Annotated in this window: 18 protein-coding genes and 1 riboswitch; of the genes, 13 read left to right on the top strand and 5 right to left on the bottom strand. The window is 35.9% G+C overall.

What is annotated here, in order from left to right; genetic code table 11:
- The first annotated feature begins 177 nt into the window (after positions 1 to 177).
- The 3 genes from CWS01_RS04905 (at position 178) to CWS01_RS04895 (ending at position 5,180) form a co-directional block, all read left to right on the top strand.
- Complete coding sequence (locus tag CWS01_RS04905; protein WP_101175947.1) at positions 178 to 1,821, top strand: PTS transporter subunit IIBC; 1,644 nt, start codon at positions 178 to 180, stop codon at positions 1,819 to 1,821.
- Positions 1,822 to 2,266: 445 nt separating this feature from the next.
- Entirely contained in the window at positions 2,267 to 3,865 is a 1,599-nt protein-coding gene (locus CWS01_RS04900; RefSeq protein WP_101175945.1) for an amidohydrolase, read from the top strand.
- A complete protein-coding gene (locus CWS01_RS04895) occupies positions 3,858 to 5,180 on the top strand; it encodes an aminotransferase family protein (protein ID WP_101175944.1) in 1,323 nt (440 codons plus the stop codon). Before CWS01_RS04900 ends, CWS01_RS04895 begins: the two co-directional genes overlap by 8 nt.
- Before the next feature lie 49 nt (positions 5,181 to 5,229).
- On the opposite strand, the gene CWS01_RS04890 is transcribed toward CWS01_RS04895, so the two are convergent.
- On the bottom strand, positions 5,230 to 7,212 hold the full coding sequence (locus CWS01_RS04890) for a methyl-accepting chemotaxis protein (RefSeq protein WP_101175942.1): 1,983 nt from the start codon (positions 7,210 to 7,212) through the stop codon (positions 5,230 to 5,232).
- A gap of 363 nt (positions 7,213 to 7,575) precedes the next feature.
- Between CWS01_RS04890 and CWS01_RS22240 the strand changes: the two genes are divergently transcribed.
- Together CWS01_RS22240 and CWS01_RS04885 are read left to right on the top strand one after the other, a co-directional pair.
- Positions 7,576 to 7,752, top strand: coding sequence for a hypothetical protein (locus CWS01_RS22240; protein ID WP_157827545.1), 177 nt, complete (start codon positions 7,576 to 7,578; stop codon positions 7,750 to 7,752).
- A gap of 24 nt (positions 7,753 to 7,776) precedes the next feature.
- Positions 7,777 to 7,971, top strand: a complete 195-nt coding sequence (locus tag CWS01_RS04885; protein ID WP_101175940.1) for a hypothetical protein — start codon at positions 7,777 to 7,779, stop codon at positions 7,969 to 7,971.
- A gap of 120 nt (positions 7,972 to 8,091) precedes the next feature.
- On the opposite strand, the gene CWS01_RS04880 is transcribed toward CWS01_RS04885, so the two are convergent.
- Positions 8,092 to 9,444 (bottom strand): NCS2 family permease, encoded by a 1,353-nt coding sequence (locus CWS01_RS04880; protein ID WP_101176264.1) that lies wholly within the window; start codon positions 9,442 to 9,444, stop codon positions 8,092 to 8,094.
- A 62-nt stretch (positions 9,445 to 9,506) separates the two neighbouring features.
- A riboswitch (purine riboswitch) is annotated at positions 9,507 to 9,606 on the bottom strand.
- 299 nt (positions 9,607 to 9,905) lie between these two features.
- On the opposite strand from CWS01_RS04880, the gene CWS01_RS04875 reads away from it, so the two are divergent.
- A complete protein-coding gene (locus CWS01_RS04875; protein ID WP_101175938.1) occupies positions 9,906 to 11,966 on the top strand; it encodes a methyl-accepting chemotaxis protein in 2,061 nt (686 codons plus the stop codon).
- 478 nt (positions 11,967 to 12,444) lie between these two features.
- Here the strand turns inward: CWS01_RS04875 and CWS01_RS04870 are convergent, their stop codons facing one another.
- From CWS01_RS04870 to CWS01_RS04860, 3 genes are all read right to left on the bottom strand, one after another.
- Complete coding sequence (locus CWS01_RS04870; protein WP_101175936.1) at positions 12,445 to 13,332, bottom strand: hypothetical protein; 888 nt, start codon at positions 13,330 to 13,332, stop codon at positions 12,445 to 12,447.
- A 101-nt stretch (positions 13,333 to 13,433) separates the two neighbouring features.
- Positions 13,434 to 15,470 (bottom strand): metallophosphoesterase family protein, encoded by a 2,037-nt coding sequence (locus tag CWS01_RS04865; RefSeq protein WP_101175934.1) that lies wholly within the window; start codon positions 15,468 to 15,470, stop codon positions 13,434 to 13,436.
- A gap of 78 nt (positions 15,471 to 15,548) precedes the next feature.
- Entirely contained in the window at positions 15,549 to 16,505 is a 957-nt protein-coding gene (locus CWS01_RS04860) for a helix-turn-helix domain-containing protein (RefSeq protein ID WP_407938537.1), read from the bottom strand.
- A 194-nt stretch (positions 16,506 to 16,699) separates the two neighbouring features.
- Here CWS01_RS04860 and CWS01_RS04855 point away from each other — a divergent pair, with 194 nt between their 5' ends.
- The 7 genes from CWS01_RS04855 (at position 16,700) to CWS01_RS04825 (ending at position 23,914) form a co-directional block, all read left to right on the top strand.
- The gene (locus tag CWS01_RS04855) at positions 16,700 to 17,428 is read left to right on the top strand and encodes a ThuA domain-containing protein (protein ID WP_101175930.1); all 729 of its coding nucleotides are present in this window, start codon (positions 16,700 to 16,702) and stop codon (positions 17,426 to 17,428) included.
- A gap of 53 nt (positions 17,429 to 17,481) precedes the next feature.
- On the top strand, positions 17,482 to 18,507 hold the full coding sequence (locus tag CWS01_RS04850; RefSeq protein WP_101175928.1) for a Gfo/Idh/MocA family protein: 1,026 nt from the start codon (positions 17,482 to 17,484) through the stop codon (positions 18,505 to 18,507).
- Between the two features lie 129 nt (positions 18,508 to 18,636).
- Positions 18,637 to 19,605 carry a sugar phosphate isomerase/epimerase family protein gene (locus CWS01_RS04845; RefSeq protein WP_101175926.1) on the top strand — a complete coding sequence of 323 codons (969 nt, stop codon included), beginning with the start codon at positions 18,637 to 18,639 and terminating at the stop codon, positions 19,603 to 19,605.
- Between the two features lie 49 nt (positions 19,606 to 19,654).
- Positions 19,655 to 20,710 (top strand): Gfo/Idh/MocA family protein, encoded by a 1,056-nt coding sequence (locus CWS01_RS04840; protein ID WP_101175924.1) that lies wholly within the window; start codon positions 19,655 to 19,657, stop codon positions 20,708 to 20,710.
- Positions 20,711 to 20,921: 211 nt separating this feature from the next.
- Entirely contained in the window at positions 20,922 to 21,542 is a 621-nt protein-coding gene (locus CWS01_RS04835) for an SGNH/GDSL hydrolase family protein (RefSeq protein WP_101175923.1), read from the top strand.
- A gap of 24 nt (positions 21,543 to 21,566) precedes the next feature.
- The gene (gene mgrA, locus CWS01_RS04830) at positions 21,567 to 22,559 is read left to right on the top strand and encodes an L-glyceraldehyde 3-phosphate reductase (RefSeq protein ID WP_101175922.1); all 993 of its coding nucleotides are present in this window, start codon (positions 21,567 to 21,569) and stop codon (positions 22,557 to 22,559) included.
- Between the two features lie 104 nt (positions 22,560 to 22,663).
- A complete protein-coding gene (locus CWS01_RS04825; protein WP_101175921.1) occupies positions 22,664 to 23,914 on the top strand; it encodes a sugar efflux transporter in 1,251 nt (416 codons plus the stop codon).
- Positions 23,915 to 23,955 lie beyond the last annotated feature (41 nt).

Here is a 23,955-nt window from a genome sequence, read left to right as displayed (position 1 = left end):
TAACTATTTAGTTACTAATAAAATGATGGCATAAGAGGGAAAAACAAAAAGAATTGTAGGCAGGTGAAGAAAAAATAGTTTATATGCGATAAAATGATAGCGATTACTACATAAAGGAATTTTTTTAGAATTTTGTGCAAACGTTTGCTTTGAATGATTTTAAGGGAGAGTTAGAAAATGAAGATAATGTCGTTTGATTTTTGGCAAAAATTTGGGAAGGCTTTAATGGTAGTTGTGGCAGTCATGCCGGCAGCAGGAATAATGATTTCATTAGGAAAGCTAATTGGGATGGTAGAATTGGATTGGAGAATTATACAGACCACTGCTACTGTAGTGGAAAGTTTAGGCTGGGCTATTATTGGCAATATGCATGTGCTGTTTGCAGTGGCCATTGGAGGATCTTGGGCGAAAGAACGTGCCGGCGGGGCATTTGCAGCATTGTTGTCCTTTATACTAATCAATCGGGTAACAGGTGCTTTGTTTGGTGTAGACAGCAGCATGCTGGCTGACCCAAAAGCAACTGTTTCCAGTCTTTTTGGAAGCGATCTAATCGTGCAAGATTTCTTTACAGATATTCTAGCAGCACCTGCTTTAAATATGGGAGTATTTGTTGGAATTATTTCTGGTTTCTTAGGTGCTACCCTTTTTAACAAATACTATAATTTTGATAAATTGCCGCAAAGCTTATCTTTTTTTAATGGAAAGCGTTTTGTGCCTTTTGTAGTGATTTTATGGTCTGTTGTGACAGCGCTTATTTTATCGATTGTATGGCCGGTTATTCAAGGCTACTTAAATGACTTTGGACGTTGGGTGGCAACATCTAAAGATACTGCCCCATTTTTTGCTCCATTTATTTTTGGTGCAGTAGAAAGATTATTGCTTCCATTTGGTTTGCATCATATGTTAACGATTCCAATGAACTATACTGGACTTGGGGGAACGTATACGATTTTAACGGGATCCAATATTGGGCAAATTGTTGCAGGACAAGATCCATTATGGTTTGCATGGATTTCTGATTTAAATAATTTAAAAGCTGCTGGAGATATGGCAGGATATAACCAATTATTAAATGAGGTAACACCAGCCCGTTTTAAAGTGGGGCAAATGATTCTTTCTACAAGTGCATTAATTGGGATGGCGGTTGCCATGTACCGCAATGTTGATCCAGAAAAACGCACAAAATATAAATCTATGTTTTTTTCAGCTGGTTTAGCTGTATTTTTAACAGGGGTTACAGAACCGATTGAATTTATGTTTATGTTTGTTGCACCATTGCTTTATTTTGCTTATGCAATCATGACAGGTCTAGCATTTGCAGTTGTGGATTTAGTAGATATTCGTATACATGGAATGGGTATACTGGAACTGTTGACAAGAACACCAATGATTTTAAAAGCTGGCTTATGGTTGGATTTAGTATTGTTTATTATCGCATGTACTGTGTTCTTTTGTCTAAACTACTTTGTTGCAAACTTTATGATTAAAAAATTCAAGTATGCTACACCAGGACGTTTAGGCAATTATATTGAAGAAAGCAATGAAGATACAAAAAATCAATCAGCTGTTTTGGAAAATAATGGTTCACTTGCTGACACCATTATCAGATTATTGGGAGGGCAAAGCAATATAGAAGAAGTGGATGCATGCATGACCCGCCTTCGTGTTACGATTAAAGATTTAAATGTAGTGGCAGAGGAACAAGAGTGGAAGAAAAATGGTGCCTTAGGTTTAATTGTAAAAGGAAAAGGTGTTCAAGCAATTTATGGACCAAAGGCTGATATCATTAAATCAGATATTATCGACCGAATGGGAGCTTAATTTACAGAATAAGCAGTGCGAGGCGTTAAAGGAAACTTTCTTTTAGCGCCTTTTTTATTTCTGGCATTAACGGGCAGTAAAACCCCACCTAAGGGAGGATGAGAAGAAACGAGAAATCTAGGTGAGTAGAAACTAGCCCGTAAAGACCCGATTGGTTCAACTAACAATCAGTGGGGGATGGAGAAAACCCCCACTGATTGAAGTTTCACTTTATTTCCGGCGGAAAATAATGATATTTGTTTAGATGGTTCATATATTATATAGATGAACTTTTGTAAAATAACGTTATTTTGAGAGAGGAAGGGAAATCATTTCGTGTTACTTAGCGAAAGGCTGTATTAAAATTTATTGTTGATTTTGACATTTTGTTGATTGAAGGAAACGCCTGTATTGGAAATCAAGAGACAAGTTTGACAGAGCCTAGCGAAAAGAAAGTAGGTGAATTATGTCTGAAGGGGCAGAATGGATCTATTATAACGGGGAAATTATCTCCATGGATGAAAAGAACGCTATTTATGAAGCTATTGCAATTAAAGAAGAAAAAATCGTCGCTTTAGGAAAGTTTGCAGAGCTGAAAAAGTGGAGTGATTCAAATACAATATTTGTTGATTTAGAGGGGAAAACAGTGCTGCCTGGATTAATAGACGCCCATCAGCATCTTTTTCATAGTGGGTTTAATTTGTTTTATATTCATTGCAGCCATCCTTCTATTAAGGAAATGGTGGAAGCAATGAATATAAAAGCCAAAGAATTGCAGCCAGATGAATGGATTATTGGCTGGGGCTATGATGAAGCAAAGCTTCAGGAGGGAAGACATCCTGAAACAACAGATTTTAAAGATATAACAAATCCTATCTATATTTCAAGATATTGTGAACATACAGCCGTTGTAAATCAGACAGTTCTTCATTTGATGAAGCTGACAAAAGAAACAAAAGCAAAAAATGGCGAAATAGTTAGAAACAGCAGTGGAGAAGCAATCGGGATCCTTAAAGAAGAAGCAATGAATCTTGCTAAAAAGGTAATGCCAGCTTATACGAAGGAGCAAATGAAAAAAGCCATAAAACTCGCAATCAATAAAAATCTTTCAAATGGCATAACAAGTGTGCATGATGCTGGTCTTGGATTTTTTTCTGATTCTTTTGAACAAGAATACACTGTATTAAAAGAAATGGCTGAAAACAAGGAGCTATCTATTCGCATTTATGGAATGGTATTAGAAAAGTTTTTTCAAAAAGCTATAAAAAAACAGCAGGAAGAACATAGTTATTTCAGAATAGGTGCAATGAAATTATTCGCTGATGGTACAATCAGCGGAAAAACAGCCGCCGTTTCGATTGACTATAATGAAACGGATCATAGTGGAATGTTACTCTACACAGAAGCAGAATTAACAGAAAAAGTAATGGTCGCACATAAATTAGGATGCCAAATTGCTATCCATGCCATTGGAGACAGAGCTGTTGAACAAGTAATCAAGGCATATGACAAAGCTTTACAAACATATCCGAGAAGCAATCATCGCCATCGCATCGAGCACAGTATGATAACAAATAAAGCATTATTAAGGAAGATGAAAGTTTTAGAAATTATTCCTATACTGCAGCCGACATTGGTGTATCAAGCAGGTGATGTTTATCAAGAAAATTTGGATTCAACACTTGTTTCGCAAGTTTTTGCAGCAAAAAAAATGATGGATCATCAACTATCCCCAGCAGGCAGCTCCGATGCACCTATTACCCCATTCTCCCCATTTTTTGCTATGTATGCTGCGATGTCCAGGAGAACACAACGAGGAAAAGTTCTTGCACCAGAAAATAAAATCACTTTAGACGAAGCACTTAAAATGTACACAATAAACGCCGCTAGAGCATCTTTTGATGAAGCAAACAAAGGAACATTAGAAGTTGGAAAACTTGGGGATATGACGATTGTGCCTCCAGGTTTTATGCAATTTGAGGAAAATGAGATAAAGGATACAAAAGTTGTGATGACCATTATAGGCGGAGAAATAATGTATAGAAGGGGGCAGGAAAATGAATAAGGAAAAAGAAATAAACTTGGAGAATCTGGACAAAAAACATTTTCTCCATCCAACTTCTTCTATTAAGCAGCAGCAGGAAGATGGACCAGCAATTATTTTTGAAGAAGGAAAGGGTATTTATTTAAAGGATATAAATGGGAAAGAATATATTGAAGGAATGTCATCTCTTTGGAATGTTGCAGTTGGTTATGGAAGAAAAGAGCTTGCAAAAGCAGCGAAGAAACAAATGAAAAAGCTAAGTTTTAGTTCTGCTTTTTCCACTTTTAGCCACGAATCTGCCATCCTTCTTGCAGAAAAGATTGCGAGGCTCGCTCCTGGTAATCTTAATACTGTCTTTTTTACTTCTGGAGGTTCAGAAGCAAACGAAAGTGCCTTTAAGTTAGTTCGCCATTATTGGCTATTAAAAGGAGAACCAGAGCGAAAAAAAATTATTTCCCGCAAAAAAGCCTATCATGGTGTAGCTGCAGGCACGACTAGTGCGACTGGAATAGTAGAATTCCATCAAATGACGAATTCACTGGCTCCAGATTTCCTCCATGTTGATTCAGACTCAGTTGCTGCATTAAAAAAAGAAATAGAAAAAGAAGGTCCAAAAACAATTGCTGCTTTTATTGCAGAACCAGTTATTGGGGCAGGGGGAATGTTTATTCCAGATAGCGATTATTTAAAAGGAGTACGTAAAGTTTGTGATGAATATGGAATTCTTTTTATTGCAGATGAAGTGATTACCGGATTTGGACGGACAGGAAAAATGTTTGCAGTGGAACATTGGGATGTGAAGCCAGATTTACTTGTATTTGCAAAGGGAGTTACATCAGGCTATTTTCCTCTTGGTGGAGTAATTATATCAGAAGAGATACATGATTTGCTGAAAGAAAAGTCACAAGGCACTCTTTTCCATGGTTTTACATACAGTGGTCATCCAGTTGGATGCAGTATTGCTTTAAAAAATCTAGAAATTATCGAAAGAGAACATCTTGTAGCGAATAGCTCCTTGATGGGATCGGAATTATTAAATGGATTAAAGAAAATGGAAAATCAGTTTCATTGCATTGGTGAGATTCGGGTGATTGGTTTGCTTGCCGGATTTGAACTATACGAAAATGCCCAAACTAAAACAAGATTTTCAGAAAAAGTAGCACCAAAAATTGTTGCAGAATGTGCAAAACTTGGCTTGATATGCCGTAGTGTCACGTATGATGACAGTGATACGATTGTGCTGGCTCCACCGCTTATTATTACTAAAGAGGAGATAGAAAAAGTTATTAATATCTTAAAAAACGCAATTGAAATAGTAATAGAAGATAAAAAATAGAAAAAGCAAAACGAAGAAAGAGATAATTTCTTCGTTTTGCTTTTAAGTGCTAGAATTTAAATTTTTTAATAATATCAGTTAATTCTTCTGCCATTGTGGAGAGAATATTGGCTGAAGCTGAAATTTCTTCCATTGCTGCTAACTGTTCTTCTGTAGACGCAGCTACTTCCTCAGAAGATGCCGCATTATTTTTTGCAAGATCGGAAATATCATTAGTATTTGTTTCTAATTCTTGTATATTTCCTGCCATGTCTTGAATAGTATCAGAAACGTTTTCTATTTTAGGAGTAATCTCTTGCATGCCAGTAAAAATTTCTGTGAATTTTTGAATAGTTTCTTCTGACACAGTTAATCCATTTTGTACATTTTCTACGACAGTTGCCATTTTTGTGACGGTATTTCCTGTATCTGTTTGAATAGCATTAATTAATTCAGCGATTTGTTTGGCAGAAATTTGCGACTGCTCTGCCAATTTTCTTACTTCATCTGCAACAATGGCAAAACCTTTGCCTGCTTCTCCCGCTCTTGCAGCTTCAATTGCTGCATTAAGTGCCAATAGATTTGTTTGCTCAGAAATTCCTGTAATGACATTTAAAATGGAATTTATCTCTTTTGAACGGTCAGAAAGTGAACGAATAATGGTGTTGGATTCTGTTACAGATTCATGAATTAAGGTCATTTGATTAACTGTCTGCTTAACCGATTTTTCCCCTTCTGCTGCTTTTTCTGTTGTTGCCTTTGTCAGTTCGGAAACCTCAATAGAATTTTCTGCAATTATATTAGCTCCATTTAAAACTTTTTGTAAAGAATTATTATTTACTTCCATTCCATATGTTTGTTTTTCTGCACTTGCAGCAACATGTTGAATGGCTGCTGCTACCTGTTCTGTCGCTTCACTTGTTTGTTCGGCACTTGCATTGAGCTCTTCTGCGGCAGCTCCAACTTGGACAGCATGATGACCCACTGTACCTAATAAGCTGCGCAATGATGTTTGCATATCATGGAAAGACTGTGAAAGATCGCCGATTTCATCTTTTTTCGTAAGATCAATGGTCTCGGTCAGGTCCCCTTCGCTTATTGTTTTCGCTTTTTGCTGTAAGTCTTTTAATCTTTTTATAATAGAGCGAACAATAAAGAAGATAATAAAAGCACCTATAATAATTGCGGCAGCAATTACTAGGATCGTAGTATTTAGAATTGGTTTTGCAGAATCATTCACTTCCGAAATAAATACTGTACCTGCTATTTTCCAGCCTGTTAATTTATTTGTGGAAAAATACATTAGTTTTTGATCGCCTTTGAATGTATAGGTAAAGTTGCCTGCATTTTGTTGATAAAGTTTATTAAAGAAACTCTCTTTCGCCTTGTTTCCTGTTTTTTCCACCGGGCTGACAATATAATTTTGTTTTTGATCAAGTAAGATTGCATACCCCTTTTTTCCAATTGAAACTTCTTTTGCGGTTGTTTCTAAATTTTTAATATTGATGTCTATTCCAATGACACCAGATCCGTCTTTTGTTTGTTTAGTAATAGTTACAACCATGTCACCATTACTTGCATCCACATATGGGCTTGTGATGACAACTTCACCGTTGCTTGCCTGTGCTTCTTGATACCAAGGACGTTCTCTTGGATCAAAATCCTTAGGAAGATCGACTGATGGATATGTAATCATACTTCCGTCTTTTGTTCCCACATAGATAGTTTGAGCTTCTGGATGAAGCTCCATGTATTGTTTAAATTTTGTGAGCACATCGGAGGAATTTTTGTTATTATTATAAAGTTTTTCCGTGATTTTTTCTGAGAAAAAATTAGCATCATGAATTTTTGGAGAAATGGTATTGTTAATATTAGAATTTAACAGCTTCACATTTTCCTTTGCATTAGATATTAGGTTATTTTTCAACTGTTCTTTAGCACTATTATAAGATATCAATCCTGCAGTTATTGTCGGTAAGATGAGAATAAGAGCAAATGCAATATATAGTTTTGTGCTTAAACGGACTGTAGTTTTCTTTTTGAAAATTCCCAATTGTTTTCCTCCTTGTTGACAGTATTCATTTCATTTGAATTCTTATAGATTATTCTACAATATCTATTTAGTCTAGTATTATTTTCGTCTAATCTAGGCGGAAATGAAGTGAATTTTAAAAATAAAACAATTAGAATGAATAATAAATTTATTTATAGTATATTTTTCCATTTTTAATACGCTTCAATTGGAATAATTGTAAAATAATTTTTAAAAAGTAAAATAGTGTAAATGCTTGCATCCTTCAGAAGAAAAAATAAATAGTAGAATAAAAATAGGCAGGATATAGGAGGAGTTAAATGACCATAATAAAAGAAGTTTTCTTCACAAATTGACGATAAAACAGAAGAAGGAAATCACCTTGTGGCAAAAGAGTGTCTGCAATTACCTAGTTTGTTGGCAGAGATAGCTCGGGAACTTGCTTCAGAGGAGAAGGCACTTGTTGGAGATTGCGCGAAAGTTTTTGTAAAAGTAGGGGAAAAGGAACCGAAACTCCTATTGCCATATATGGAACAATTAATGTCTTTAATAAATAATTAAACAACATGCATACGCTGGGAGGCGATGCATGCCATTTCTATTGCATCCATTTATTTGCTGAAAAAGATTACAATTTTATTGCCTAAACTGCAAGAAATCATTGAAAAGGATAAGAGTACAATTGTAAGAGATTATGCAAATGTTGGGCAGGCCGGATCTCATGCGGTTTTTTCGATTTTAAAAAATCTCTGTATCCTTGGGAAGACAAGCATAGGGTAAGAGCATTAAAACGATTTCTGAATATTTGCAAGTCTGCTTCGGAATATACTCTTGAAATAAAATGAAGTAGAGCAAATATCCTTTTCTTCTTTGCAGAAAAGGATATTTGCTTTGCTTGTTTTAATTATTTAGCATAATAAAATTGATAATAAAGGCAATGCTGACAAAATACATAATCCAATGTACTTCTTTATATTTGCCTGTTACAAGTTTTAATAGCGTATAAGAAATAAATCCAAACGCCATTCCTTCTGCAATGCTGTAGGTTAGTGGCATCATAATGATTGTCAAAAAGGCAGGGACTACATTGGTGAAATCTTCAAAATCGATATTTTTAATTTCGCTTAACATTAAAGAACCGATTAATATTAAAATAGGTGCTGTAGCAACAGAAGGGATGATATTAACTAATGGTGCAAAGAAAAGGCCGAGTGCAAAAAGAACGGCAACTACCAATGCTTTTAAGCCAGTGCGTCCCCCTTCTGCAATTCCTGTGGCATTTTCCACATATGTATTTAATGCAGTGCTTCCAAAGATGGCACTTACCATTGTGCCAATTGCATCTGCAGTTAGAGCACGATTTAAGTTAGGGATTTTTCCATTTTTATCAACCAAATTTGCTTTTTTTGAAAGACTGATTAATGTTGCAAGACTATCGAATAGCTCAACAATTGTAAAAGAAAAAATGACGGAGAATATCCCATATGCAATCGCGCCTTTTAAATCCATTTGCATAAAGGTATCACTAATGCTAGGAATAGAAAGGGATGCTACATTATGTATGGAAGTGGGAACAGCGGAAAATCCTGTAGCCATTGAAATAATAGCGATAGCAAAGATGCTGATAATTAAAGCCCCTCTAACCCGTAAAGCCATTAATACCGCTGCAATTATAAGTCCGACCACTGCAAGCAATGGTCCCCCTGAGGTAATATTGCCTAATCCGACAAAGTTGGATTCATTAGCTACAATAATGCCTGCGTTTTTAAAGCCAATAAAGGCGATAAAAATTCCAATTCCAACACCCATCGCTGATTTCAGGGTATTGGGAACACCATTTACTAATTTCTCCCGAATACCTGTAACGGAAAGAATAAAAAAACAAACACCTGAAATAAAGACTGCCCCTAACCCGGTTTGCCAGCTTAGTCCTTGTCCAATTACAACTGTATACGTGAAAAATGCATTTAATCCCATGCCTGGTCCAACGACAACAGGAAAGTTCGCCCATAAAGCCATAAGCAAGGTACAGAAGACGGTGCTGTAAATGGTGGCAGCAAGTGCAGCTTCTTTCGGAATGCCTGCTTCGCTTAAAATAAGAGGATTCACAAAAATAATATAACTTACCGTCATAAAGGTTGTTATTCCTGCTAATATTTCTGTTTTAGCACTTGTATTTCTTTCGGAAAGCTTAAATAATTTATCCAAAATCGTTGGCTCCAAAGTGTTCAATTTTTTCTGCTTTACTTGCATTTCTTCCAAAAAAACCACTCCTTTTTTATTTTGGGCATAAAAATAGCTACAAAAAAATATGCAAAAAGGCATACTTTTTTCGTAGCAAGAAATTTACGGTTTCTTTGTAGAGACCCTTAAACCAATTATTAAGGATATACGAAAAAATTATTTTTTACGCTGCTATTTACAAATGAAATCATAAAAGATAAAAAAAGATGCTGCAACAAAGTTGTTAGATAGTCTGACAATGATTTTGAATCTTTAGAATTGTGCACATTGTCTATTTACTTTGATTATTTACTCTGATAATGTATTTAAAAGTTAGTGGTAGTGTTATATAAAAATAGTACTTTTCCGTGCTGAAGAGTTTCTTTTATGGTTTGTTATCTAAAAATTAGTGGAAAATCCGATACTAAAAAAGGGGAGCTCTTTCATAAATACTATTAAAAGTTAGAAGATTTAGAAAGAAGGGGAGCATTATGACGTTAAAAACAAGAATGATTTTACTAACAAGCATCTTTATTGCCCTGATCATAGGATTAACCAGTATCTTGCAATGGGGGCAAACAACTAGACTAAAGGAGCAGACAGAAAGTGTAAGGAAAGAGCTTGATAGTAATTCAGAAAAAAGTGTGAAAAGTACTTTAACAGAGCAAGCGAGTGAAATTTCTAATCACCTTATTATATTAGAACAGCAAATAGATAAGAATATGCTAAACGCAGCATACACCTTGCAGCAAATTGATTCTAAACAAAAACTATCGAATAAGGATTTGGAAAAAATTGCGAAACAAACAGGAATGACTGATTTATTGCTGACAGACAGCAAGGGTGTATTTACATATTCCACAGACAGTGCTTCTTTAGGTTTTAATCTTGTTGAGCTTGATCCAGCGTCTAAAGGGCTGCTCAATGGCACAAAAGAAATACAAAAGGGTCCGTTAAAATTAAAACAAGAAACGGGAGAAATTTTTAAATTTCTATCTGTCCCGAGATTAGATGGAAAGGGTATTGCGGAGTCTGCTTTAAATGCCGAAGTTTTTGAAGACTCTCTTGCTCATTTTATTCAAAAAGGCAATGGTATTGAAGCATTGTATCTAATTGACAGTACGAATTTAGTATTGACAGAAAATTTGCAGGATGGACAAGATTCTTTATGGAAACAAGGGGAAAAGGTAGAAAATGCAAAAGTAGAAAAAGCAATGCAAACCAAAAAGTTAAGCTTACAGATGGCAGAGGATAATGCGGAAATTTATTATCCAGTTATATTTGATGGAGAAGTTCGTTATGTATTAATGGCGAAAATTAACACAAAACCATATTTTGAAAATGCTGCTTTAGCAAATAATGCATTAGATAATACACAAAAAGATTTAGTAAGTTCCAATGTAACTATTTTTACGATATCAATTCTTCTTGCAGTTGTTGGGATTGTTTTATTCATCATTTTTATCCGCAGTAGGTTTAAACCTTTAGAGGCAATTAATCAAGAAGCGCAAAAAATTACTAATGGAGATTTGCGTGTAAAAGATATTGAAGTCAGTTCTCATAAAAAAGATGAAATTAGTGCCATTGCTATATCCTTTAACACAATGGCTGCTAACTTAAAAGATGTAATCAATCGAGTATCTTTGGATTCTCAGCAAGTAGTTGCATCCGCAGAAGAATTGACAGCAAGTGCTGATTCTTTAAATAGTGCATCAGAGCATATTTCCAATACGATGCAAGAAGTGGCTGCAGGGACAGATAGCCAAGTAAAGGAAGTAGAGGAGACAAATCGTACCGTTCAAGGAATGCAGCAGTATGTAAAACAAATTTTTGTTAACTCTAATATTGTTTCTGAAAAAGCGAATGAAACTTCTGGCAAAGCAAAAATGGGCAATGAAGCAATGAAGACAGTTGTTAATCAAATGAATACAATCAACCATACCTTCTTAGAAACATCCAAATTAATTGGAGAACTAGGGAAGCATTCTAATGAGATTGGGGCAATTTCTAAAGTTATTAATGATATTGCAGATCAAACCAATTTACTTGCACTAAATGCAGCAATTGAGGCAGCAAGAGCAGGGGAACAAGGCAAAGGTTTTGCTGTCGTAGCAGATGAAGTGCGCAAATTGGCAGAACAATCTTCACAGTCTGCTAATCAAATTACAAATTTAATCCAAAAAATCCAGTCAGAAACAGGCAATGCTGTCAACTCTATGAAAACAGCAACAGTTGATGTGGAAAATGGCATTAAATTAGTTCATCAAACAGGTAGTACTTTTGAAGATATTAAAGGCTCTATTGATGAGGTAAGTGGACAAATTACGGAAGTTTCAATATCTGTTGAGCAATTAACGCAAGGAATGGAGCAGATGGCAGCAGTGATGAATCTTGTAAAGAAGGTAGCAGAACAAACAGATTTTGGCACTCAGAATGTTTCGGCAGCAACAGAAGAACAGCTGGCATCCATGCAGGAAATCTTTGCATCAGCAGCTTCACTTACAAAAATGGCAGAAGATTTAATGATGTTGATTGGCAGATTTAAAGTATAAGCTGCAAGAGAAAAACTAAGAAAAAGGCGATAATGTAGCTTTTTTCTTAGTTTTTTATTTACTTAATTATCCAATAAAACTTAAAAACACTAAGAAACATCTATTAAAAAAAGAGAAGTGAAAATGGGGCAGGGGGAGGTAATCAGCTCATTATAGTCGAGGTGGAGTAAAACAATATGGATAAAAGCAAGGAACGATTAAAGAGCGTTCCTTGTTTTTTTGCTATTTTCGTATAGATTGTTGCTATTTGACCAGCAGGCTGAATACACTTCGCTTTCCGCGGGGCGCCGCCTGAGCCGCTTCGTCGTTTCACTCCTGCTTACTTCTCGCCTGTCTCGCTAATCCCGCAGGAGTCTACGTATATTCAGCCTGCTCCGTAATTCGAAAAGGTTTTTCATCTTATTCAAAAAGCAACAAAGCTTTAGAAAACAGCCTTTTTTTATATAATATATCGGTCAAAAAAATGCAGTGTTTATAGTTATAGCTGTACACTTGATGAGTAGGTATTGCTTTGAGTTGTGCTTGCAGTAGAATTATTTGGTTTCCAATTAAATGGAGGCAAAGATGCGCCTGTCATTTGGATGCTGTTTGGGAATGCTGCTGTTGAGTTGCTTTCAGAACTAGTAGCGGTTTGCGTGTTTTGCTGTGATTCTTCTAGCTGCTTTATTAAATTTTCAAATAGTGCTTGTACTTCAGTATTTGTTGCAGTAGTTTCATCATATTCGGAAAGCTGGTCTGTTAAATTAGTGCCTAAAGAATCAATGATGCTTTCAGTAGAATCACTATCCGAATTCAGTGTGTTGATAAGATTAGAAATAAATTCTTTCATCTGGTCGATAGAAAGTTCTGTGTTTGTTTCGGTTGTAGTCTCCTTCGATTGTGCTGTACTACTATTTATTGGCGGTGGTGGAGGTGGCGTCATTCCATTTGCCTGTATTTCCGCTTGAGATGGTTTAGCTTTTTCCAGTGTTTCTGTTACAGATGTGAATAAATTGGAAATTTCCTCTTCTGAACTGCTGCTTGCATCAAAATTGCTAAGAAGATCAGTTACAGTGCTTAATGCTGTCTGCAATCCTTCAGGAAGATTAGAACTATCACTTGTATCTGTTGACTGAATTCGTTTTAACATGGTTTCTAAATAGGCTGTTTTCTGTTCTGTTGTTAATGATGTTTTGTCTGTTGAGTTGCTATCATAATTGCCGCTGCTGTTTTCTTGGTTGTTTGTGGCAAGCTGCAAGTAGTCTCCAAAGGCTGGTTGACTGTTGCTGGCTGTTTGTTGGCTATTGCTAGTGGATGTGGTTGTCATGTTTGCTGTATTCCAGCTGCCATAAAGATTGGTATAATTGCTGTTGATAGATACTGACATAAAAAAACTCCTTTCATTATGAGAGAGACTGCATCACTGAAAAGGGCAAAACAATCCCTGTGCAATCATAATGAAAGCAGCTTAAGAAATGCTTAATTTTTTTATTTCCGCAAAAAGGTATTCCGAAAACCTTTTTTATCGAAATAAAGCCAGCCTAGATTATTTTTTGTATCAATAATAGAACCATTTTGCAGAACTTGATGGGAGATGGTTTCTTTCCATAAATAAGCATCAGGTGTTTTTCTTGTGTGAATCATATAATCATTCCCGCAATAGCGAGACAACAAATGTTGTTTGGCGCGATAATTCTTAATCTGCAAAATGCCTTTTAAAGCAATTCCTGCCAAACCATCAAAAGACTGATTTTTTATTGGACTGCTTGTAAATTGGTGAATAGTTCGTTTTTTTTCTTTTTTATAGCTTATCTTTGTTTGAATGGAAAAAGCCATATGGGCATCTCCTGATAGGATAATACAATCACTTGGATTCCACTTTGCAATTTGTTGATGAAAAAAGGAAAATCCTCTTCCATTAAATTTCCACCATTCTAAATCTAATTTCTCTTGCAGAGAAGGAACTACATTTGTGATAGGCATAATGTAGTTTTTTAAAAAAGATTCGATTAAATGTACTCCATATAGAGGAGTTGCTGAAATGACTAGTAAAGGAGTATTGGATTGCCAGCCACTAGCATACAATAGCTCTGATATATTATCCCATTCTTTTTTGTGGATTAAATTCGGCCCATTTGTTCGCTGCTTCAGCAAATTTCCGACAACAAAAGTTCTTTCTGCTGGGTAAGCTCTTTGAGTTCTTGTGTCTAATACAAGGCTTTGGGGAGTAGATGGGGCGACGTAATTCCAAGAATTAAAGTTTAATAATAGGTCGATCCATTTCTTGTAATCTGGTGTGTCTACTTTTAGCCGTTTTACATAATTCCATATTTTATTTAGAAAAGCGGAAGGAAAAGCAGAAGGGTCATTTCCCCATCCTTGAAATGCCCAGTAGGCGGTTAAGGCATTTGCAATAACATGATTTCCGAGGGGAGAACTAGCCACTTTTTGCTGCCATTCTTCTGTAATATTCCAATCATCTGTTATATCATGATCATCAAATATCATATAGGTAGGAATATTTGCTAATAAACGGCGCACTTTCGGTATGGACTGATAAAATGCTGTTACTTCTTGCCATTGCTGGTTGAATTCTTTTTCTAGCTTGCGAATTTTTTTTTCATACTCTTTTTGTTGATAGGTTTCTAGTTCTATATAAACCTTCTCATTGGATAAATGGTCTTCGAATTTTTTTAGTTGCTGCTCATTTATTGCTAATTTCCAGATTTCGGGATTCCAGCTAAGAATATACATGGATGCATATTCACCAAGTGTTAGAAGATGATTATCCCCTTTTCTTGAAGTAAACTGACAATATTTTTTTATTATATCTTTTCTTCCATTTATTTGGTTTATGGCGATTTGAAATGGTGCGTTTTTAAGTTCTTCACATAATGTTGTCAACTCCTCTTTGAGGCCAATCAATTGATTTCCCAGTTTAGAAAAAAAGGGGGCAATAGGTGCTGGAACATCATCTGCATAAATTTGGTCGCCTGTCATAAAAAGAACGCTTGGCCTTTTTTCTAGGTCAAAGTGGTATTCCTGCAGTTTTTCATCTCCTAAACCTAAAGCGTCCCCTCCAATTCCATGCAGTTTGCGGCATGAACCATACAGTAAGTTTTGTTTGTTAGATTCTGGAATAAAAAAGGATGGATATTGTAGGTCTCCATAACAGATAGAGGTTGGACTGTTAGAGGATAGTAATTGGAAATCTCCTAAATCATAGATAGTATTGCCTTTTTTAAATTCAATATTGTATCCTAATAAAGTTTGAGAAGGAAAGGTTTCTGTGTGTGGAAGGAGTTTAATTAAGTATATATATAAATTTTTTCCTAAACGAAATGTTTGGGTTTCTGATTGGTCGCTGATTAGTTCATAAGTATAGTCTTCTATTATTTGATTTGCCTGAATAGAATAAATTTTTGCCCCTAATTGACGTTTTTTGCTTAGAGCAATCCAAATATAGATTGCTTTTTTTTCCACTCTGCGCAGAATAGGCCCAGATAAAATTGTTGGCAGATTCATGATTACCACCATCCATATTTAATATCTTTTAGCCTATTCATTAAAAGTGGATAATATGATGCCCAGACTGCTGTTTTTTTAAAAGAGATAAAGAGGTTTTGAATTATTTTTCTTAGGCAAAGAAATTTTTGTTTCACTTTGCATTTTTTGCTTAAATTCCTTTGGGGAGCAGTTATTTAAGCGTTTAAACAGCTTATAAAACTGAGCTATATTGCTGATGCCGATTTCATAGCTGATTTCCGTAATACTCAAATCACTTGTCAACAGCAGCAATTCTGCTTTTTTAATTCTTTTGAAGTTAATATAATCGACAAAAGACAATCCCATTATCTTTTTAAAATATTTAATGAAATAATGATAGCTTAAATTCAACAGATTGGCTGCCTCTTCTACAGAAATTTTATGCTGCAGGTGATGATCAATATAGTCAAGCACGGGCTTAAGGCGGGTTAAATCATTTTCCTCTGTATAATTTAATATATTTTTTGTATCATGGCGCACCAATAAAAGCATCAATTTTTTTATATGATAATTGATGGCAATTTCGTATCCTTTTTGCTGCTCTTGAGCTTCTTTAAAACTATCGATGATTAAATGATGAGCTTCTTGTTTGATTAAAGGATTTGTTTCAAATATATAATTTAGCTGCTCAAGTGGATGTGTCAGTTCTGAAAAACAATATAAATAAGGCAAGATGCTTTGGTCAAAATGTTTGGTTAAGTCTACTTGAAAGACAATATATTTTAAAACGCCAAATGCAGGTTTGCAGGAGCGATGCGGTTGGGAAGTCCCCATTATATAGACATCGCCAGGACCTAAAATTGTTGTATTATATTTATTTTGTATCGCTAAATTGCCCTCTATAATGGCAAGAAACTCTACTTCTTTATGATAGTGCCAAGGATGCTGCTCTAAAGTGGAGTAGGCCTTGTCTTCTTCATTGATTTCCCAAATTTTCAAAAATAATAAAGGATTTTGGTAAATGACCTCTTCAATCACAGGTTTGTCAACTGAATTCTTGCTTCTCTCTCTTATCATAAGCGATTCCCCCCTTCCATTAAAGTTTACCATTTTTTTATTTATACCTCGAGCTGCTTTTTATAGGGATTATTTTGTTTAAGAACAAATAATGACACAATTGAATAAAAAGAGGGCAGAATAAAGCATATTATTATGCGCTTACATTATTTATAATGAGGTTATAGAAAACAAAGAGGAGTGACTCATTAATGATCACTATTTGGAATGAAAACCGTCATGAAAAAAAGAATCCAGTAGTTGCTGATATTTACCCTGAAGGTATACACGGTGCTATTGCTGGTTTTTTAAATAAAGCAGGCTATGACACACAAACGGCAACATTAGATGAAACAGAGCATGGTTTAACAGATGAAGTGTTAAACAATACAGAGGTGCTAGTATGGTGGGGGCATCTTGCCCACAATGAAGTGGATGACAAAATTGTAGAGAAAGTAAAACAGCGTGTATTAGATGGCATGGGATTAATTGTTCTTCATTCTGCTCATTTTTCAAAAATTTTTAAAACATTAATGGGCACAAGCTGTGATCTTAAATGGAGAGAAGCAGACGAGAAAGAACGCCTATGGGTCGTTGCTCCAAACCATCCTATTGTAGAAGGAATTGGAGAATACATTGAATTGGAAAAAGAAGAAATGTACGGGGAACATTTTGATATTCCAGCACCAGATGAGTTGATTTTCACAAGCTGGTTTGAAGGTGGAGAAGTTTTCCGCAGCGGATGCACATACGCAAGAGGGAATGGGAAAATATTCTATTTCCGCCCAGGGCATGAAACGTATCCAACTTATCATAATGAATTCATTCAAAAAGTAATTGCAAATGCAGTGAAATGGGCAATGCCAGTTAAACGAAAGCGTCCTGTTTATGGAAATGCAAAACCTTTAGAAAAAATAGCAGCAAAAACAGTGAATAATTAAGTTTTTATTAAAAAAAGAGAAAATTTGTTTTGTAAATAAGGAGGAAAATGAGAATGAAAAAATTAAAAATTGCAGTTATTGGTTGTGGGAGCATTGCTCAACATCGTCATTTGCCAGAATACCATTTTAATAAAAATGTAGAAATAGTTGCGGTTTGTGACATTAATGAAGAACGTGCTAACAAAATAGCAGAAAAATATGAAGCAAAAGCGTACACAGATTATAAAGAGCTAGTGCAAAGCGGCGAAGTAGATGCAGTAAGTGTTTGTACACCAAATTATCTTCATGCACCAATTTCAATTGCAGCATTAGAAGCAGGCGTTCATGTTTTATGTGAGAAGCCGATGGCAACATCACATGAAGAAGCAGAAGCGATGATTGCAGCGGCAGAAAAAAGCGGCAAAAAGCTGATGATTGCTCATAATCAACGTTTTGTAAAGTCGCATCAAAAAGCACGCCAGTTAATTGAAAATGGGGAAATCGGAAAAATCTACAGCTTCCGTTCTGCATTTGGCCATGGCGGTCCTGAAGGCTGGAGTGTAGAAGGAAAAGAAGGCTGGTTTTTTAAGAAAGAACAAGCATTTATTGGCGCAATGGGCGACCTTGGCGTCCATAAAACAGATTTGCTTCGCTATATTTTAGGAGAAGAATTCGTGGAAGTAGGCGCATTTGTTGAAACAAGTGCAAAAGATTTTGCCGATGTAGATGATAATGCAGTTTGTGTATTAAAAACAGAAAGTGGCATTATTGGGACACTTGCAGCTTCTTGGGCATATGTAGGAAAAGAAGATAATTCAACCATTATTTATGGAGAAAAAGCAGTATTGCGTTTAGAAGATCATCCAACTTATTCTCTTGTTGTACAGTATGCAACAGGTGAAGTGGTGAATTATGAATTAGGCAAAATCCAGTCAAATGATGATGGCGGCCAAAATAATTCCTATGTAGTCGAAAACTTTGTAGATTGTGTATTACATGATAAAGAGCCTTTAATTACAGGGGAAGAAGGCAAGAAGTCTCTTGGTGTTATCTTAGCAGCACTTAAATCAAAAGAAACAAAAACAATAACAAAAATTTAAGTGGTTTATTCTAGAAAAAGCATCTCCATTATGAAAGGCTGGGCTGACAGTCAATCTGATAGCAAGGAATGACTGGGCTGACAGAGCAGAATGGCAGTTGCAAACAGCCAAAGAAAGGAAGCGTTAATAATGAAACTAGGTGTATTTACTGTCCTGTTTGCAGATAAATCTTTTGAAGAAATGCTTGATGCGGTAAAAGCTGCAGGCATTCAAGCAGTGGAAATCGGTACAGGAGGTTATCCAGGAAACAGCCATTGTGACCTTGATGCTCTACTTGAGAGCGAAGAGCTCCGCAAAGAGTATCTTCAAAAAATCGAAGAGCGAGATTTAATGATTAGTGCATTCAGCTGCCATGGCAATCCGATTTCTCCAGAGGAAGCTTTTGCAAAAGAGTCCCATGAAACGTTAGTAAAAACGATTAAACTGGCATCCTTAATGAATGTGCCTGTTGTGAACTGTTTTTCAGGAACAGCTGGCGATCATGAAGGGGCTAAATTTCCTAATTGGCCTGTTACGCCATGGCCGAATGAATATAGTGATATAAAAAAATGGCAATGGGAGCAAAAACTGATCCCTTACTGGAAAGAAGTTGGCCATTTGGCGAAAGAAAATAATGTAAAAATCGGTTTAGAGCTTCACGGTGGATTTTTAGTGCATACACCATATACATTATTAAAGCTTCGTGAAGAAACATGTGATGCAATCGGCGCAAATCTAGATCCAAGTCATTTATGGTGGCAAGGCATTGATCCTGTTGGTGCCATTAAGATTTTGGCAAAGGAAAAAGCAATCCATCATTTTCATGCAAAAGATACATTTATAGATCAAGACAATGCTAATATGTATGGGTTGACTGATATGCAGCCATATGGTGAGGTCCAAACTAGAGCATGGACATTCCGGTCTGTTGGCTGCGGCCATGATTTAAAAGAATGGTCTGATATGATGAGTGCACTGCGCACATATGGTTATGATTATGTAGTAAGTATTGAGCATGAAGATCCAATTATGTCTATTCGCGAAGGCTTAACAAGAGCTGTCACTAATTTAAAATCTGTGTTAATTGAAGAATCTCCATCGCAAATGTGGTGGGTGTAAAGGAAAAAATCATCAATAAATAATGAATAGAAGTTTGGGGGAATCGCCAATGACTAAATATAAAGTAGCAGTAATTGGCTGCGGAAATATTTTTCCAATGCATGCTCAATCAATTATTTCAAGAGAAGATTGTGAGCTTGTAGCAGTCTGTGATGTAAAAAAAGATCGAGCAGAGCAAAAAGCAGCTATTTACCAATGTGCCTACTATACAGATTATCTAGACATGTTTGAGCGTGAGCAATTGGATGTTATTCATATTTGCTTGCCACATCATTTGCATGCACCTGTTGCCATTTCGGCAGCAAAAAGAAAAATTCATATTTTAACAGAAAAGCCAATGTCTATTCATTACGATGATGCGGTTGAAATGGTAGAAACAGCAAAAGAAAACAATGTAACACTTGGCGTTATCTTCCAAAATCGTTATAATCCAGGTTCTCAATTAATTAAAAAGATGTTGGATAACGGCGACCTTGGTGCCATTAAATCAGGAAAACTTTCTGTAACATGGGACCGCTCTGATGAATACTATCAAAAGAGCGATTGGAAAGGGACATGGGAAAAAGAAGGCGGCGGTGTCATTATTGACCAAGCGATTCATACAATGGATTTAATGCGCTGGTTTGTCGACAGCGACATTAAATATGTGGATGCGACAATCAGCAACCGCGCCCATGAAATCATTGAAGTAGAAGATGCGGCAGAAGGGGTTATTGCTTATCAAAACGGGATTGTAACAGCATTCCATGCTATCAATTATTATACGTATGATGCCCCTGTTGAAATTGAACTTCATTGTGAAAATGGGCTTGCCAAAATGGTAGCAGACCGTGCAAGCGTTAGATTAGCAGATGGCAGAGAATTTATTGCGGATAATAATCCACAAGAAACTTTTCATTATGAAAATGGTGTAAAAGGCTACTGGGGTGTCAGCCATGTGAAGCAAATCAATAATTTTTATGATACTTTACAAACTGGAGCTCCAGATGTGACTGGGGAAGAAGCGTTAAAAACACAAAAAATGATTTGTGCTGTATATGAATCCGGAAAGAAAAAAGAACGAGTTGTTTTTCAAAATCAAGAAGCAAAAGAAACAGCAAAATAATTATTTTAAGAAGAAACTCTACGTATATCGCTCAATTATAAGCCATATATGGTGGAGTTCTTTTTTTGACTAGGCTTATTATATAAAATGAACATAATAATTATTATTCTTGTCATTTCAAATATCTGCATGATAGTATATATCCGAGATAGAAAGATTCCTATTTTTGTAAGCGTTTGTTTGGGGATGTTACGAAAGGAGATGCAGATATATGAAGCTGAAAGGTACATTGCTTTTTATTGGGGACAGTATTACAGAATCAGGCAGATGGGAGGATGCTGAAGGAATAGGGAATGGATATGTTCGTGTCATTCATGATTATTTAGCGCATCGTGATCCGGAAATTTTTCTAAACATCCTTAATAAAGGGGTTGGCGGTGATCGAATTACAGATTTAGCTGCAAGATGGGAGAAAGACGTTTTACAGTATAATCCAACGGTTGTTTCGATTTCCATCGGCATTAATGATGTCTGGCGGCAGTTGGATTCACCTGAAAAAAAAGCGGTGTTGCCAGATGAATTTATTCATTTATATGCTGACCTTCTAAAGCAGTTAAAAGATAAAACAGGAGCAAGCATTATTTTAATGGAACCAACTATTTTGCAGGAAGACCTATATTCAGAAGGAAATAGAAAATTAAAGCCTTATGTAGAGGGAGTAAAAATGCTCGCAGAAAAATTTGATGCGGTTTTAGTTCCAACACATGAAGCATTTTGCAATTATTTACAATATGAAAATCGTAAAATTATGACAACAGATGGAGTACATATGAATTCTATAGGAAATATGCTGATGGCAAAAACATGGCTGAAAGCTGTTTTAACTGAATAATAGATAGCAGAGGAGATGCTTTGAATGGGATATTCTGCAAATGCTAGTCGCTATGAAACAATGAAATATAATCGTACTGGAAATTCCGGCTTATTGCTGCCAGCCGTTTCTCTTGGATTATGGCATAATTTTGGTGGTGTGGATACATATGAAAATGGTCGTGCAATGCTTAGAAGAGCATTTGATTTAGGAATTACACATTTTGACTTAGCGAATAATTATGGTCCCCCTCCAGGTTCTGCCGAAGAAATGTTTGGCAAAGTGCTGAAAACAGATTTTTCCGGCTATCGAGATGAAATGATTATTTCCTCTAAAGCAGGCTATTATATGTGGCCAGGACCTTATGGGGAATGGGGCTCCAAAAAATACTTGATTGCTAGTCTTGATCAAAGTTTAAAAAGAATGGGGCTAGACTATGTCGATATTTTTTATTCCCACCGTCCAGATCCGAATACACCTTTAGAAGAAACGATGCTGGCACTGGATCAAATTGTTCGTCAAGGAAAGGCTTTATATATAGGAATTTCCAGCTATAGTGCGGAACAAACAGCAGAAGCAGCAAAAATTTTAAATGAATTAGGAACACCGCTATTAATTCACCAGCCGAATTATTCTATGTTAAATAGATGGATTGAAGATGGTTTGCAGGATGTATTAGCAGAAAATGGTGTTGGTTCAATTGCATTTTGTCCATTGGCACAAGGGCTATTGACAAATAAATATTTATCAGGTGTTCCAAATGATTCCCGGGCTGCCAACCCAACAGGGGCTCTTGGCGAATCACAAGTAAGGGGGGATGTAATAGAGCGTGTGAAAAAGTTAAATGATTTGGCAAAAGAGCGAGGGCAAAGTTTGGCTCAAATGTCCCTTGCTTGGGTGTTGCGCGGCGGCAAAGTAACATCTGCATTAATTGGTGCAAGCAAAGTCAGCCAAATTGAAGACAATGTAGCAGCTCTTAATAATCTTGATTTTACAGAAGAAGAATTAGCGCTGATTGATGATATTTTAAAGAGTTGAAAAATACAATAAAGATGCGAACATGGCTGGGAAGGCTATGTTCGCTTCCATGTGTTAACTGTTTATTGTTTTTCTTAAATAGAAGAAAAAAGGAGGATTAAAAAATGTCTAAAATAATCGGCATGAAAGAGAAGTTGATTTTTGTTTGGAAAATCCCTTCTTTTCCAGTACTGTTTTTGTGCAATTTTATATTTGGTCTTTCCACCTCTTTTTTTGCACCATTTTCTTCGTTGTTTGGCATCGATGAAGTTGGGATGAGCAATATTGGGTTTGGTATTTTTATGACCATTATGGCATTAGGCGGTGTGGTAATCAGTACCATTATTGCAAAAAAATCAGATAGCGATATCAGCCGGAAAAAAATTCTTATTTATGCAAGTTTAATGGGAATGATTGGATATGGCTGCTTTGCCTATGTAAGAGATTATTATCTATTGGCTATAGTTGCTTTTTTATTATTAGGAAGTGCTGCTGCAACTGTGCCTCAGCTTTGGGCATATGCTAGAGAAGCTTTGCAGAATGCTGATGTGCCAAATGAGGAAACCCCATTTATTATGAATGTATTTCGGATGTTTTTTGCTCTTTCCTGGACGGTTGGACCAGCACTTGCTGCATGGTTTGTTGTGATTATTGGGTTTAAGGGACTGTTTTTATTTGTAGCAGCAGGTTATGCAATAGGGCTGTTTGTCATTTTATTTTTCTTAAAGGATGTTCCTAAGGCTACCTATGAGAATAAACAAAATCGTGTTGGGATTACAGAATATGTGAAAAAACCTCATATATTCGGCAATTTAGCAGCAGCATTATTACTTGCCGCAGCAACTTCTATTCATACGTTAAATGCTCCTCAATTTGTAACAAAAGTGCTCGGAGGAACAGAGTTTGATGTTGGGTTAATTTTTAGTGTACCACCAATTTTTGAAGTGCCCATGATGATAGCAGTCGGCGTTCTGGCAACAAAATTGGATAATGGGTTATTAATTCGCATTGGATTTGCCATTGCCCTTGTTTATTTTGCGTTGTTCTTTTTTGTAACAGAGCCTTGGCAGATTTACCCTTTACAAATATTAAGTGCTGCACAAGTATCCATTACTTCTGGTATTGCCATTTCTTATTTTCAAAATTTTATTCCACATGCTCAAGGAACAGCTACAACTCTTTATATGAATTCCACACAAATTGGCAACACAGTAGGCTTTTTATTATTTGGCTTTTTAGCTGAGGCGATGAATTATGGAAATGTGATTATTATTTATATTTTATTTGCTGCTGTTGCGCTTTTTTGTTTGATTTTATTTGGCAGACAAAAAGGGGTGAAGCTAGAAGCAGTAGAGGTGCGAGGGGAAAAGGTTTAGTAGATGCCAATTTAAAAAGAAAGGATATTCAGCAATGAGAT

This window comes from Niallia nealsonii (genome assembly GCF_002835805.1).
Taxonomy (GTDB): Bacteria; Bacillota; Bacilli; order Bacillales; family Cytobacillaceae; genus Niallia; species Niallia nealsonii.
Note: the sequence above shows the minus strand (reverse complement) of the source record. Positions and strands in the feature narration are given on the sequence as shown.